14 protein-coding genes are annotated in these 14,252 nt (G+C 69.1%); 10 read left to right on the top strand and 4 right to left on the bottom strand.

Annotated elements, in window-relative coordinates:
• Positions 1 to 142 precede the first annotated feature (142 nt).
• Together groES and rarD are read left to right on the top strand one after the other, a co-directional pair.
• Positions 143 to 439: a co-chaperone GroES gene (groES, locus tag EDF33_RS01235; protein WP_110893972.1), complete on the top strand. Its 297-nt coding sequence runs from the start codon at positions 143 to 145 to the stop codon at positions 437 to 439.
• A gap of 154 nt (positions 440 to 593) precedes the next feature.
• Positions 594 to 1,556, top strand: coding sequence for an EamA family transporter RarD (gene rarD, locus EDF33_RS01230; RefSeq protein WP_207906611.1), 963 nt, complete (start codon positions 594 to 596; stop codon positions 1,554 to 1,556).
• 102 nt (positions 1,557 to 1,658) lie between these two features.
• On the opposite strand, the gene EDF33_RS01225 is transcribed toward rarD, so the two are convergent.
• The 3 genes from EDF33_RS01225 to guaB form a co-directional block, all read right to left on the bottom strand.
• The gene (locus EDF33_RS01225) at positions 1,659 to 2,990 is read right to left on the bottom strand and encodes an ABC transporter substrate-binding protein (RefSeq protein ID WP_123936943.1); all 1,332 of its coding nucleotides are present in this window, start codon (positions 2,988 to 2,990) and stop codon (positions 1,659 to 1,661) included.
• Positions 2,991 to 3,181: 191 nt separating this feature from the next.
• Complete coding sequence (locus tag EDF33_RS01220; RefSeq protein WP_131877630.1) at positions 3,182 to 3,565, bottom strand: VOC family protein; 384 nt, start codon at positions 3,563 to 3,565, stop codon at positions 3,182 to 3,184.
• Between the two features lie 74 nt (positions 3,566 to 3,639).
• Positions 3,640 to 5,142, bottom strand: a complete 1,503-nt coding sequence (guaB, locus tag EDF33_RS01215) for an IMP dehydrogenase (protein ID WP_123293173.1) — start codon at positions 5,140 to 5,142, stop codon at positions 3,640 to 3,642.
• 242 nt (positions 5,143 to 5,384) lie between these two features.
• Between guaB and EDF33_RS01210 the strand changes: the two genes are divergently transcribed.
• The 7 genes from EDF33_RS01210 to EDF33_RS01180 all read left to right on the top strand — a co-directional run bounded on the left by EDF33_RS01210 (position 5,385) and on the right by EDF33_RS01180 (position 13,011).
• Complete coding sequence (locus tag EDF33_RS01210) at positions 5,385 to 6,779, top strand: branched-chain amino acid ABC transporter permease (protein WP_235035783.1); 1,395 nt, start codon at positions 5,385 to 5,387, stop codon at positions 6,777 to 6,779.
• A gap of 12 nt (positions 6,780 to 6,791) precedes the next feature.
• Positions 6,792 to 7,778: a branched-chain amino acid ABC transporter permease gene (locus tag EDF33_RS01205; RefSeq protein WP_123293176.1), complete on the top strand. Its 987-nt coding sequence runs from the start codon at positions 6,792 to 6,794 to the stop codon at positions 7,776 to 7,778.
• Entirely contained in the window at positions 7,771 to 8,673 is a 903-nt protein-coding gene (locus tag EDF33_RS01200; RefSeq protein ID WP_123293178.1) for an ABC transporter ATP-binding protein, read from the top strand. The genes EDF33_RS01205 and EDF33_RS01200 overlap by 8 nt, the downstream gene beginning before the upstream one ends.
• A complete protein-coding gene (locus tag EDF33_RS01195; protein WP_123293180.1) occupies positions 8,670 to 9,488 on the top strand; it encodes an ABC transporter ATP-binding protein in 819 nt (272 codons plus the stop codon). Before EDF33_RS01200 ends, EDF33_RS01195 begins: the two co-directional genes overlap by 4 nt.
• Positions 9,489 to 9,677: 189 nt before the next feature.
• Entirely contained in the window at positions 9,678 to 9,869 is a 192-nt protein-coding gene (locus EDF33_RS01190; protein WP_123936942.1) for a hypothetical protein, read from the top strand.
• Positions 9,870 to 9,940: 71 nt separating this feature from the next.
• Positions 9,941 to 11,059 carry a GuaB3 family IMP dehydrogenase-related protein gene (locus EDF33_RS01185; RefSeq protein ID WP_123293181.1) on the top strand — a complete coding sequence of 373 codons (1,119 nt, stop codon included), beginning with the start codon at positions 9,941 to 9,943 and terminating at the stop codon, positions 11,057 to 11,059.
• Between the two features lie 65 nt (positions 11,060 to 11,124).
• Entirely contained in the window at positions 11,125 to 13,011 is a 1,887-nt protein-coding gene (locus EDF33_RS01180; protein WP_131877628.1) for a glycerol-3-phosphate dehydrogenase/oxidase, read from the top strand.
• A gap of 133 nt (positions 13,012 to 13,144) precedes the next feature.
• Here the strand turns inward: EDF33_RS01180 and EDF33_RS01175 are convergent, their stop codons facing one another.
• Positions 13,145 to 13,645, bottom strand: coding sequence for a hypothetical protein (locus tag EDF33_RS01175; RefSeq protein ID WP_132099124.1), 501 nt, complete (start codon positions 13,643 to 13,645; stop codon positions 13,145 to 13,147).
• Between the two features lie 75 nt (positions 13,646 to 13,720).
• On the opposite strand from EDF33_RS01175, the gene EDF33_RS01170 reads away from it, so the two are divergent.
• Complete coding sequence (locus EDF33_RS01170) at positions 13,721 to 14,251, top strand: TrkA C-terminal domain-containing protein (RefSeq protein ID WP_071260110.1); 531 nt, start codon at positions 13,721 to 13,723, stop codon at positions 14,249 to 14,251.
• The last annotated feature ends 1 nt before the right edge of the window (position 14,252 follow it).

Genomic DNA, 14,252 nt, shown 5'->3' with positions numbered 1-14,252 from the left:
GCTGGATGTTCCCCTGATGTGCTGGCACTCGGATTGACCGAGTGCCAGTGTCCCCCTAGAGTTGGCGTTGGCACTCTCCTGTGCGTAGTGCCAACCCGGTTTTCATCTGTACCGAGTCCGTACCGAGAAAGAAGAGGTCACCGTGGCCGTCAGCATCAAGCCGCTCGAGGATCGCATCGTCATCCGCCAGGTCGAGGCGGAGCAGACCACTGCATCCGGTCTGGTCATCCCCGACACCGCGAAGGAGAAGCCCCAGGAGGGCGAGGTCGTCGCCGTGGGCCCCGGTCGCATCGACGACAACGGCAACCGCGTCCCGCTGGACGTCGCCGTGGGTGACAAGGTCATCTACTCCAAGTACGGCGGAACCGAGGTCAAGTACTCGGGCGAGGACCTGCTGGTCCTGTCGGCCCGCGACGTCCTCGCGGTCGTCGTCAACTGAGTCCAGTACTCCACGCGAACGCCCCGTTCGGCCTGTCGGCCGGCGGGGCGTTTGTACGTCTGCGGGCTTCCGGCGGGTCCGTCGCGTGCACGTGCTCCGACCGGGAGGCCCGTGGCACGCCCGGCCCGTCGGTGGCCGTTCCTAGGATGGTTCCGTGAGTGAACCGAGTCCCGCGCGACCCGTCCGCAGCGAGGCATCCGTCGGCGTGGTGCAGGCGATCATCGCGTACGGGCTCTGGGGCCTCATGCCCCTGCTCTTCGCGGCGATGGCCCCGGCCGGCGCGTTCGAGATCGTCGCCTGGCGGATCGTCTTCGGGCTGGTGTTCTGCGCGGTCGCGATCGCCGTCACCCGCTCGTGGCTCCGGACCCGCACCCTGATGGCGCAGCGCCGGGTGATGGCCGTGATGGGGCTCGCCGCGGTCCTCATCCTGGTGAACTGGACCGTGTACGTCCTGGCGACCACGACCGGCCACACGGTCGAGGCCGCCCTCGGGTACTTCATCAACCCGCTCGTGACGATCGCGCTCGGCGTCGTCGTGCTCCGCGAACGCCTGCGGCCGGCGCAGTGGGCCGCGGTCGGCATCAGCGTCGTGGCGGTCGTCGTGATCGCCGTCGGCTACGGGCAGGTGCCGTGGATCTCGCTCGTGCTGGCGTGCTCGTTCGGCCTGTACGGCCTGGTGAAGAAGCGGGTCGGCGGCACGGTCGACGCGCTGAGTGGTCTGACGATCGAGACCGTGTGGCTGCTGCCGATCGCGGTCGTGGCGCTGGTCGTGCTCGGCGCGACGGGGCTCGGCGGCGGCGTGACGTTCACGAGCGAGGGCTGGGTGCACGTCCTCGTGACGGTGCTCACGGGTCCGGCGACGGCGGTCCCGCTCCTGCTGTTCGCCTCGTCGGCGCGGCGGGTGAGCCTGTCGACCCTCGGGCTGACGCAGTACCTCGCGCCCGTGATGCAGTTGCTCGTCGGTGTCGTGGTGCAGCATGAAGCGATGCCGCCCGCGCGCTGGTTCGGCTTCGGCATCGTGTGGTTGGCGCTCGTGGTGCTGACGGCGGACTCGTTCGTCGCCGCGCGGGCGTCCCGTCGCCTAGCGCTCGCACCTGCTCCGGCCGAGCCCGCCTGACGGACGCACCCCGGGCCTCCCGTCCGCCCGTCCCACACGCGAAAGCGACAGTTCCCTGCGGATGATCCGCAGGGAACTGTCGCTTTCGTGAGGTGGTGCTGGTTACTTCTTGACCGCGCCCTGGATGGCGCTCTGGTAGACGGGCTTGTTGTCGCCGTCGAACTTGTAGATGCCGATGTAGGCGCTCGACGGGTCGTTGTTGTCGTCGAACGGACCGATGCCGGACGGGCCGGTGTAGTGGATGTCCTTGCCGTCGTCGAGGAGCGCGACGCATTCCTTGAACGTGGCGCACTCGGTGCCGCCGTCCGCTCCGGAGACCGCGGCCATGTTGGCCTGGATCGTGCCCGAGTCGGTGCCCTTGCCCTTCACCGCAGCGAGCGCGGCGAGGACGGTGGCGTCGTAGGACTCCGCCGCGTACGAGTAGTCGGCGAGCGTCTTGTTCGACGAGTCCTTGTAGAAGGCGGACAGCTGCTTCTTGAAGTCGTCCTTCGGCGAGGCACCGGGGATGGTGCCCTGGGCGCCGGTCAGGGTGCCCTTGTCGAAGTCCTTCGAGTAGTCGGCCGTGTTGCCGTCGGACATGTAGATCTTCGCCGTGTTCCCCTGCGAGACGAGCTCCGGGATGATCGACTTCGTCTCGTCGAAGGCCAGGACGACGATCGCGTCCGGCTTGGCTGCGAGTGCGGCCGTCACCTCGGACGAGAACGTGGTCTGACCGGGCGGGAACTCCTGGCCCTCGCCCTTGCCGCCGTAGACGACCTGGCCACCCGAGGCCTCGACCGCGGACTGCACCGAGTTGCGGAGGCCCGTGCCGTAGGTGTCGTTGAAGACGAGGAACGCGACCTTGGCGTTGCCGTCACCGGTCACGAGCTGACCGAGCGCCGAACCCTGCACCGAGTCCGGCGGAGCGGTCCGGTAGTAGTACGACGAGTAGCCGGACAGGTCGCTCGCGGTGTTCGCGGGCGAGATCTCGACGATGCAGTTGCTGGTGAGCTGGTCGATGACGTTGAGCGTGACCGACGACGACTCGGCGCCGATCGCGACCGGGACCTTCGCGTTCACGAGCTTCGTCGCAGCCGAGCTCGACACGGTCATGTCGTTGCTGTCGCCCGAGTCCGTCGCCGGGTCGATGGTGACGTCCTTGTCGAGGACGCCGCCCGCGGCGTTGATGTCCTTGACCGCGAGGCCGACACCGGACTCGGCGGGCGGGTTCAGGTACGCCAGCGAACCGGTGAGCGGCAGGATCGTGCCGATCTTCAGTGCGTCGGTGCTGGGGGTGTCGGGGGCCTTGCAACTGGCGGCGGGGTCCTTCTTCGCATCGCTCGACGCCGAGCTGGAAGGGGAGTCGCCGCTGCTGGTGGTGGAACACGCGGCGAGCAGGACGGCTGCTGCGCCTGCCAACGCCAGTGCCGTGGTGGCACGGGTGGTTCTGATCATCCGTGGAGCCCTTTCTCTGCGCGGAGGCCGTGCCGCTTCGGGTCGAACGCGGCGCCTCCACTGGATGTCGAGAAACGTAGGGTCCCGGTGTTTCGCCCGTGTGACGGGGCGGTACGGAAAGTGTTTCGTTACCGAGCCGTGATCGTTTCTGTGCGGAGGATCAGGGATCGGCGAGCCGCGCAGCCCGCGCGTCAGCCGTCGAGTTCAGCCACGGAACGCAGCACGCAGAACTCGTTGCCCTCCGGATCGGCGAACACCACCCACCCACCGTCGTCGTGTCGGAGGTCCGCGAGTTCGGTCGCACCGAGCCCCCGCAGCCGCTCCACCTCGGCATCGCGCGTGCGGTCGGTGGGACGCAGGTCGAAGTGGATCCGGTTCTTCACGGACTTCGCCTCGGGCACCTGGATGAACAGCACCTGGTGCGAGCCGTCGGGAGCGGTGATCATGCACTCCTCGTGCCCGGGGCCGTTCGGGTCGTCGGCGATGTCGACGTAGCCGAGGACCTGCTTCCACCACTCCGACAGAGCGAAGGCGTCACGGCAGTCGATCGTGGTGTGGGAGACGGCGCTGACCATGCCGTGACACTACTGCCGGCAGACGACGAACGCCCCGCTCCGGTGGGGAGCGGGGCGTTCGGGGTGCAGTCGGCTCAGCTGCGGTAGTTCGGTGCCTCGACGACCATCTGGACGTCGTGCGGGTGCGACTCCTTGAGCCCGGCAGCCGTGATGCGGACGAACTTGCCGCGGGCCTTGAGCTCCGGGATCGTGCGGCCGCCGACGTAGAACATCGACTGCCGGAGTCCACCGGTGAGCTGGTACACGACGTTGCCGACCGAGCCGCGGTAGGGCACCTGGCCCTCGATGCCCTCGGGGATCAGCTTGTCGTCGTTGGGGACGTCCGCCTGGAAGTAGCGGTCCTTCGAGTACGAGGTCTTCTTGCCGCGGGTCTGCAGTGCGCCCAGGGAGCCCATCCCGCGGTACGCCTTGAACTGCTTGCCGCCCACGAAGACCAGGTCGCCGGGGGACTCGTCCGTGCCGGCCAGCAGCGAACCGAGCATGACGGTGTCGGCACCGGCCACCAGGGCCTTGGCGATGTCGCCCGAGTACTGCAGGCCACCGTCGGCGATGATCGGCACGCCGGCCTCGCGCGCAGCCAGGGACGCCTCGTACACCGCGGTGACCTGCGGGACGCCGACGCCGGCGACGACGCGGGTGGTGCAGATCGAGCCGGGTCCGACGCCCACCTTGACAGCGTCGACACCGGCGTCGATGAGCGCCTGCGCACCGGCACGGGTCGCCACGTTGCCGCCGATGACGTCGATGTCCGCGAAGGACGGGTCGGCCTTGAGGCGGCGCACCATGTCGAGCACGCCTTCGCTCTCGCCGTTGGCGGTGTCGACCACGAGCACGTCGACGCCCGCGTCACGCAGGGCCTCGGCACGCTGCCAGGCGTCGCCGAAGAAGCCGATCGCGGCACCGACGCGCAGTCGGCCCTCGTCGTCCTTGGTGGCGTCCGGGTACTGCTCACTCTTGTCGAAGTCCTTGACGGTGATGAGGCCGCGGAGCTTGCCCTCGGCGTCCACCAGCGGGAGCTTCTCGATCTTGTGCTGCGCGAAGATCGCGATGGCTTCTTCGGGGTCGATGCCCTCCATCGCGGTGATCAGCGGCGCCTTGGTCATGACGTCGCGCACGAAGGTGGTCGACTGCTCGAACGTCGCCACGAACCGCATGTCGCGGTTGGTGATGATGCCGACGAGGGTGCCGTCCGCTTCGACCACGGGCAGGCCGGAGACGCGGAACTGACCGCAGATCGCGTCGACCTCGGCCACGGTGGCGTCCGGGGTGGTGGTCACCGGGTTGGTGATCATGCCCGACTCGGAGCGCTTGACCTTGTCGACGTAGGCCGCCTGGTCCTCGATGGAGAGGTTGCGGTGGAGGATCCCGATGCCACCCTGCCGCGCCATGGCGATGGCCATGCGGGCTTCGGTGACGGTGTCCATCGCTGCGGAGAGCAGCGGGACGTTGACGGAGATCCGCCTGGTGAGCCGGGACGCGGTGGACGCCTCGCTCGGGATGACGTCGGTGTGCCCCGGCAGGAGCATGACGTCGTCGTACGTGAGTCCGATGAATCCGAACGGATCCGGCTGGTCCATGGGTCCCCTTCGTGGGCGAGTGAAGTGGTCGAGACACCGAGAACGCAACGGCGGGTTCCGGATAGGACATGGTAACGCGCGTGGGCCGTCCCGCTATTCCGCGTTCCGCCTGGGAGAACGGATCGCGGCTCTCCTCCACACAGGTCACGGTTGCGCGACGACTCACAGCGGGAACGAGTTGGAAACACGGGTGTCACACAATCCCCATAGCGTCACTCGACATCCGAACGAGAGGCTCTTCCGTGGGATCCATCACTCCTCCGGGACGGGCGCAGCCGCGCCTGTTCCGCCTCCGCCAGGCCCGGCGACGACCGGTCCTGGCGGCCGTGCTCGTCGCCGCGTTCCTGGCGACCTTCCTGATCGACTGGGCGGTCACCCTGCCGGCCTTCAGTGCCACGTCGGCACCGGCGACCAGCCAGGCCTGCACCGTCAGCCCGACGAACGGGTGCATCCAGGGCACGATCACCGACTCCGAGCGGGAACCGGCCGACGACGTCGACGTCGACGTCGCCGGGCCCGGCGGCTTCGCCGAGACCGCCACCACGAACGCCGACGGCCGCTGGTCGGTCAGCGTCGACGAGGCCGGTGAGTACACCGTGAGCGTCGACCAGGACACCCTGCCGAAGGGCCAGTACCTGACGAACGCGGCGGACGCGGAGCGCAAGGTCCAGGCGACCCTGAACGCCAACGTCGGGCAGATCTTCCAGCTGTCCGACCAGAAGGGCGCCACCACCACGACGGACTCGTCGAGCGTCAGCCCGCAGCGGGCCTGGCAGCAGTTCGCCTCGGGGATCCGCCTCGGCCTGCTCATCGCGCTGGCGTCGATCGGCCTCTCGCTCATCTACGGCACGACGGGGCTGTCGAGCTTCTCGCACGGCGAGCAGGTCACCCTCGGCGGGCTGCTGGCCTACGTGTTCGCGAACCAGCTCGGCTGGAACATCTGGGTGACCGGCATCGTCGTCACGCTGCTGTGCGCGGCGACCGGGTACCTGCAGGACGCCGGGATCTGGCGGCCACTGCGGCGCAAGCGGATCAGCCTCACGCAGCTCATGATCGTGACGATCGGTCTGTCGATCGCCGCCCAGTACGCGTTCCAGTACTTCTTCGGCGCCGCGACCGTCCGGATCCAGCAGGGCAACCCCGAGACCGTCCGGTTCGCCGGGGTCACGCTCACGGTGCAGTCCTACGTGGCGATGGGCATCGCGCTGGTCGTCCTGATCGCGACCGGCCTGTTCCTGGCGAAGACCCGCTTCGGCCGGGCCACCCGCGCGGTGTCGGACAACCCGGCGCTCGCCGCGGCGTCCGGCATCGACGTCGACCGGGTCATCCGGTTCGTGTGGACCCTCGCCGCGGGTCTCGCCGGCTTGTCCGGCGTGATGCTCGGCCTGGTGCTGAACGGCGTGAACTGGCAGACCGGCCTGCAGCTGCTCCTGCTCATGTTCGCCTCGGTGACCCTCGGTGGTCTCGGCACGGCCTACGGCGCGCTGGTCGGATCGATGATCATCGGCGTCGTCGTCGAGCTCACGAACCTCGTGCTCCCCGGTGACTTCAAGTACGCCACCGCCCTCGTCATCCTCATCCTCATCCTGCTGTTCCGGCCGCAGGGCATCTTCGGCCGCGCCGAGCGGGTCGGCTAAGGGAGCACGCGCATGGACTACATCCTCAACCTGCTGTCCTCGCTCACCCAGGAGGCCCTCGCCCCGACCACCGCGGCGTTCGCCCTGGCGGCCATCGGACTGAACGTGCACTTCGGCCTGACCGGGCTCGTGAACATGGGCCAGGCGGCGTTCCTGCTGCTCGGCGCCTACGGATTCGCGATCTCGATCACGAACGGGCTGCCGTTCGTGATGGCCGTGCTCATCGCCCTGCTCGTCGCCATCGTGTTCGCGATCATCCTCGGCGTCCCGACGTTGCGGCTCCGCGGCGACTACCTGGCGATCGTGACGATCTCCGGCGCCGAGATCATCCGCATGGTCGGCCGCTCCAGCCTGCTGACCACGACGACGGGTGGCTCCAACGGCATCACCGGGTCGAGCTACCGCGACCCGTTCACCGCCCTGAGCCCGCTGCCGGACGGCACCACGACCATCCTCTGGTTCACCTACGCGAACAACGGCGTCAACGGCTGGTGGATCCGCATCGCCGCCTGGGCCCTCGTCGCGCTGTTCACCTTCGTGCTCTTCCTGCTCATGCGCAGCCCCTGGGGCCGTGTCCTGAAGGCGATCCGCGAGGACGAGGACGCCGTCCGCTCCCTCGGCAAGAACGTGTACTCGTACAAGATGCAGGCGCTCGTCTTCGGTGGTGCGCTCGGAGCGCTGGCGGGGATCATCTACGTCCTGCCGAGTTCGGTGCAACCGGACGCCATGGGCCGCTCGATGACGTTCTTCATCTGGACGGCACTCATCCTCGGTGGTGCCGCGACGGTGTTCGGACCGGTGCTCGGCGCGGTGCTGTTCTTCGTCGTCCGGCTCTTCATCCGCACCCTGGCCGGCGACTTCATCCCCGACTCGATCATGAACGCCCAGCAGGCCGAGCAGTTCTCGTACGTGCTCGTCGGCGTCGCGCTCATGCTCCTGATCGTGTTCCGACCACAGGGCCTGCTCGGCAACAAGAAGGAGCTGACGTTCAGTGTCTGAGACCTACGGCTACACGAAGGCCGACCCGATCCTCACGGTCGACGGCGTCACCCGGCACTTCGGCGGCATGACCGCCGTGGACGTCGACCACCTCGAGGTCCAGCGCGGCTCCATCACCGCCCTGATCGGCCCGAACGGCGCCGGCAAGACGACCTTCTTCAACCTGCTGACCGGCTTCGACAAGCCCAGCCCCGGTGCCAGGACGCAGTTCAACGGCGCCACGCTGCAGAAGACCAGCGCGACCCACATCGCCAACCGCGGCATGGTCCGCACCTTCCAGCTGACGAAGGCGTTGTCGCGGCTCACCGTGATGCAGAACATGCTGCTCGGCGCCCGCGACCAGCCCGGCGAGAACTTCTTCGCCGCGCTGATCAAGCCGGTGTGGGCGAAGCGCGAGCGGGAGATCACCGCGAAGGCCGAGGACCTCCTCGCCCGCTTCAAGCTCGACGACAAGGCGGACGACTACGCCGGGTCGCTGTCGGGCGGCCAGCGGAAGCTCCTCGAGATGGCCAGGGCACTGATGTCCGACCCGACGATGATCATGCTCGACGAGCCGATGGCGGGCGTGAACCCCGCGCTGACCCAGTCGCTGCTCGGGCACATCCAGTCCCTTCGCGACGACGGCATGACCGTGCTGTTCGTCGAGCACGACATGCACATGGTCCGGCACATCTCGGACTGGGTGGTCGTGATGGCCGAGGGCAAGGTCGTCGCCGAGGGCCCGGCGGACACCGTGATGGACGACCAGGCGGTCATCGACGCGTACCTGGGCGCGCACCACGACACCGACCTGGGTGACGACTCGCTCCTCACCGAGGAGACCTTCGAGGAACTGGCGGAGGAAGTCGCGGAAGAAGACGCGGCGGACGCAGCAGCAGAGGAGAAGACCCGATGACGGACGCAGTCGACCCCACGAACGCGAGCAGCGCCTCCAGTCCGGAAGCGCCGAAGGCGAGCACCGCCACGCTGGAACGCGAGCCGGTGCTGAGCGCGAAGAACCTCGTCGCCGGCTACCTGCCGGGGGTGAACATCCTGAACGGCTGCGACCTGGACTGCTACCCCGGTGAGCTGATCGGGATCATCGGGCCGAACGGCGCGGGCAAGTCCACGCTGCTCAAGGCCCTGTTCGGTCTCGTGTCGATCCGCGAGGGGTCGGTCACGCTGCAGGGCGAGGACATCACGAACCTCAAGGCGAACAAGCTCGTGCAGGCCGGCGTCGGCTTCGTCCCGCAGACGAACAACGTGTTCCCGTCGCTGTCCATCGAGGAGAACCTGCAGATGGGGCTGTACCTGCGGCCCCGCAAGTTCGCCGAGCGCCTCGAGGTCATCTACGACCTGTTCCCCGTGCTCGCGCAGCGCCGCGGTCAGCGGGCGGGGTCCCTGTCCGGCGGCGAGCGGCAGTCGGTCGCCATGGCACGTGCGCTCATGATGGACCCGAAGGTGCTGCTGCTCGACGAGCCGAGTGCCGGGCTGTCCCCGGTGCGCCAGGACGAGACGTTCCTGCGGACCCGCCGGATCAACAAGGCCGGTGTGTCGATCGTCATGGTGGAGCAGAACGCGCGACGCTGTCTGCAGATCTGCGATCGTGGGTACGTGCTCGACCAGGGGAGGAACGCGTACTCGGGCACGGGGAAGGAACTCGCGGACGACCCGAAGGTCATCGAGCTGTACCTCGGGACGCTCGCCAAGGACGTCGACGCAGGGCGCTAGCGCGCTGTGTCGACTGCGGGTACCGCTGTGGGGGTGGTATCCGCGACGGGTGGGGCCGTGCGTGGTCGCTTCGCGCCGCACGGCCCCGCTCCTGCATGCGGTCGTCTGTTGGCCCACCCCGGTGCGTGGCCGGCTCCGGTTCTGACGGGAGGCCCGCCCCGCGTCCGCCGGGTCGGTATCGTTCCGCAGGTGCAGAGACTGTCGGCGGGCGCGATGGACGCCCTGGTGTGGGTGGTCTTCATCGCGCTGTTCGTCGGTGCGGCGCTGCTCGTGAAGGTGGCGGCTGCGCTCCTGGTCGTGCTCGTGGTGCTCGCGCTCCTGCTCGGCTTCGTGCTGCGGGTGCTCCGCAAGCGACGCCGGACCCCGCGCCGCCCCCGCTGACCGCGCCCCGCCGTCCGGTCCGCACCGTCCGGTCCGTGCACGCCCCCGGACCTGCCCGGTAGGCTTGCCGGGTGAGCGAAGTCGAGATCGGTGCAGGCAAGCGCGGACGTCGGGCGTACGCGTTCGACGACATCGCGGTGGTCCCCTCCAGGCGCACGCGTGACCCGCGCGACGTCAGCGTGCAGTGGTCGATCGACGCGTTCACCTTCGCGTCGCCGATCCTCTCCGCGCCGATGGACTCCGTGTCCTCGCCGGCCACGGTCATCCAGATGGGCAAGCTCGGCATCCTGGGCGTCCTCGACCTCGAGGGGCTGTGGACCCGCTACGAGGACCCGACGCCCTACTACGACGAGATCAAGTCGCTCACCGACGGCAACGTCACGAAGCGCATGCAGGAGATCTACTCCGAGCCGATCAAGCCGGAGCTGATCACCGCGCGCCTGGCCGAGATCCGTGCCGCCGGGGTGCCGGTCGCCGGCTCGCTCAGCCCGCAGCGCACGCAGGAGTTCTCGAAGACGGTCGTCGACGCCGGTGTCGACCTGTTCGTCATCCGCGGCACGACGGTCTCGGCCGAGCACGTGTCGCAGAACGAAGAGCCCCTCAACCTCAAGAAGTTCATCTACGAGCTCGACGTCCCCGTGATCGTGGGCGGTGCCTCGACGTACACGTCGGCGCTGCACCTCATGCGCACCGGTGCTGCCGGCGTCCTCGTCGGCTTCGGCGGCGGTGCTGCGTCCACCACGCGTGCCGCGCTGGGCATCCACGCGCCGATGGCCACCGCGGTCGCCGACGTCGCGGGTGCGCGTCGTGACTACCTCGACGAGTCGGGTGGCCGCTACGTGCACGTCATCGCCGACGGCGGTCTCGACACCGCCGGCGACGTCGTCAAGGCGATCGCGGTCGGTGCGGACGCCGTCATGCTCGGTACCGCGCTCGCCCGTGCCACCGAGGCGCCGGGTGGCGGCTTCCACTGGGGTGCCGAGGCGCACCACCCGGAGCTGCCCCGCGGCCGCCGGGTCGAGGTGGGCACGATCGCCCCGCTCGAGAACGTGCTGAACGGCCCGACCCCGACCTTCGACGGCCGCGCCAACCTCGTCGGTGCGCTGCGCCGCTCGATGGCGACGACCGGATACTCCGACGTCAAGGAGTTCCAGCGAGTAGAAGTGGTCGTGGCGCCGTACCACCAGTGATCCTGGTGGCACCCGCGCACCGACGCGGGTGACGCTTCGGCGCCGACCGTGACCCGGAGGCGACGATGGCGAAGTCCAGCACCACGAAGCAGACCAGTTCGGCCGGACGTCCTGGCGACGTCGTGCCGGGGGCGGGGTTCGACCCCGCGGCCAAGCTCGGCCCCGACGAACGCGCGGCGGCGATCGAGACCCTCAAGACGAAGGAACTCGACGTCCTGGTCGTGGGCGGCGGCATCGTCGGTGCGGGTAGTGCGCTCGACGCCGTCACCCGCGGCCTGACCGTCGGCATCGTCGAGGCCCGTGACTGGGGCTCCGGCACGTCGAGCCGTTCGTCGAAGCTCGTGCACGGCGGCATCCGCTACCTGGAGCAGTTGAACTTCGGGCTCGTGCGCGAGGCCCTCATCGAACGCGGCCTGCTGCTGCAGCGGATCGCCCCGCACCTGGTCAAGCCGGTGCGCTTCCTCTACCCGCTCAACCACCGCGTGTGGGAACGGTTCTACATCGGCATCGGCATGGCGATGTACGACGCCTTCAGTTGGTCCGGCGGTCGTCCGCCCGGGGTCCCGCACCACCGGCACCTCAGCCGCACGCAGGTGCTCCGTTCCATGCCGTCGCTCAAGAAGGACGCCTTCGTCGGCGGCATGACCTACTACGACGCCCAGGTCGACGACGCCCGCTACGTCGCTTCACTCGTCCGCACGGCGGCGTCCTACGGCGCGCACGCCGCGAGCCGGATCCGGATCGAGGGCTTCATCAAGGTCGGGGAGCGCGTGGTCGGCGCGCAGGCCCACGACATCCAGACCGGCGAGCGGTTCGAGATCCGCGCGAAGCAGGTCGTGAACGCCACGGGCGTCTGGACGGACGACACCCAGGCGATGATCGGCACCCGCGGGCAGTTCAAGGTGCGGGCGTCGAAGGGCGTGCACCTGGTCATCCCGCGCGACCGGTTCCAGTCGAACATGGGCATGATCCTGCGCACCGAGAAGAGCGTGCTGTTCGTGATCCCGTGGGGCCGGCACTGGCTGGTCGGCACGACCGACACCGACTGGTACCTCGACAAGGCGCACCCGGCGGCGACCGCGGCCGACATCGACTACATCCTCGAGCACGTCAACAAGGTGCTCCGCGTCCCGCTCACCCGTGAGGACGTCGAGGGCGTCTACGCCGGCCTCCGTCCCCTGCTGGCGGGGGAGTCCGACCAGACCTCGAAGCTCAGCCGCGAACACGTGGTGGCGCACACGGTGCCCGGGCTCGTGGTGGTCGCCGGCGGCAAGTGGACCACCTACCGGGTGATGGGCAAGGACGCCATCGACGAGGCCGTCGCCGCGATGGACGGCAAGGTCCCGGCGTCGACGACCGAGGACATCCCACTGCTCGGCGCCGAGGGCTACCCGGCCGCGTGGAACCGCCGCGCACGGACCGCCCGCAGCTTCAACGTGCACAAGGTCCGCATCGAGCACCTGCTGAACCGCTACGGCACCCTGGCCACCGAGGTGCTGCAGCTCGTCGAGCAGGACCCGACCCTGGCCGAGCCGCTGCCGGGAGCCGACGACTACATCGGTGCCGAGGTCGTGTACGCCGCCTCGCACGAGGGGGCCCTGCACCTGGAGGACGTCCTCGCCCGCCGCACCCGCATCTCGATCGAGGCCTGGGACCGTGGTGAGTCGGCGGCCCCGGTCGCCGCGAAGCTCATGGCCGACGTGCTCGGCTGGGACCAGGAGACCACCGAACACGAGGTGTCGAACTACCTGAAGCGTGTGGCCGCGGAACGCGAGTCGCAGCTGCAGCCCGACGACGAGAGCGCGGACCGGGTGCGGCTCGAGGCACCGGACATCGCGTTCGGCTTCGACGAGGACGACGTCGTCGTGGGCGGCGGCCGCAGCAGCGGCGCGGAGGGCGCGAAGGCGTCCGACGAGCAGGTGGTGGGGGAGAAGACGAGCGAGCCGGAGTAGCGACCGCGCGTTGCGGACGCGGCCACGGGCCTCTCCCCACCGGCACGGCCGTGACGCCGCTGGCGCGTCGCCCCGGAACCGGCGGCGTGGGCCCCGACCGGGAACACCGGACGGGAGGCCCGTGGTGTGTCCGTCAGGCGGTCAGCGTCCCCGACACGGCGCGGCCACGGCGTCGCTCGCCGACCACGAGCACGACCGGGATCGCGAGCAGCGCGACGAGGCTGGTGACGTAGAGGACACCGGCCCAGATGGTGTGGTCCTCGCCGCCGATGCCGTACCCGTCGGCCACGTCCATCCCGAGCTGGAAACCGGAACCGAACACCTGGACGGCGCCGGCGGCCACGATCGCCAGCAGCCAGGCGGCAGCGAAGTGCGCCATCGTCCGCCGGACCAGCGTCACGATCAGGACCGTGACCGCCAACGCGATGCCGACCGCCGCGATCACGAGCACGGCCACGACGTCGGTCCGCACCCGGTACCCCTGCGCGTCGAGGTGGCCGTAGATCGCACCGAGCGACTGCCCCGGCACCGCGCCGAGCGGATCGAGTACGAGCGCGTTGAGCGCCAGCAACCCCGCGTACAGCGTGACGACCAGCGTCCCGACGACCCCGACGACGATCCGAGTTCTCCCCATCCACAGAACAGTAGCGACCGGAATGCGCGGGGCCGTGCGGTGGTTAGCATGGGCGTACTCGAAAAGGGAGCCATCATGGTCGACGTCCATCGCGTCAAACTCCCCGGAGTCGGCGTGCTGCACAGCTTCTACACCGACGACGGTGGCAAGTGCGGTGTCATCACGCACCGGTCGGGTCACTCCGACCTCATCTCGTTCGCCGACGTCTCCGACGGCGCCGACAAGTCCGAGAAGGTCTCGCTGCGCCTCAGCGAGGACGAGGCGCACACCCTCGCCGAACTCCTGGGTGGCACCCGGATCACCGAGGGCCTCGACAAGCTCGACGAGATCCCCGGGCTGTCCATCGACTGGTTCTCGGTCGACTACGACGACGCGATCGCCGGCAAGCCGCTCGGCGACCTGCACGACTCCGGCTTCATCGGCCTGACCGTCGTGGCCGTGGTCCGTGGCGACAGCGCCAACCCGGCACCCTCGCCGGACTTCGTCGTCTTCCCCGGTGACACCATCGTCGTCGCCGGTTCCCCCGAGAAGGTCGCCAAGGCCTTCTCCTTCTACCGCAGCGGAGAGCTTGCGGCCGCATCGGCCGAGGCCCCGCGGAAGAGCTAGC

It is taken from the genome of Curtobacterium sp. PhB146, assembly GCF_004342995.1.
In the GTDB taxonomy this organism is placed as follows: Bacteria; Actinomycetota; Actinomycetes; order Actinomycetales; family Microbacteriaceae; genus Curtobacterium.
Note: the sequence above shows the minus strand (reverse complement) of the source record. Positions and strands in the feature narration are given on the sequence as shown.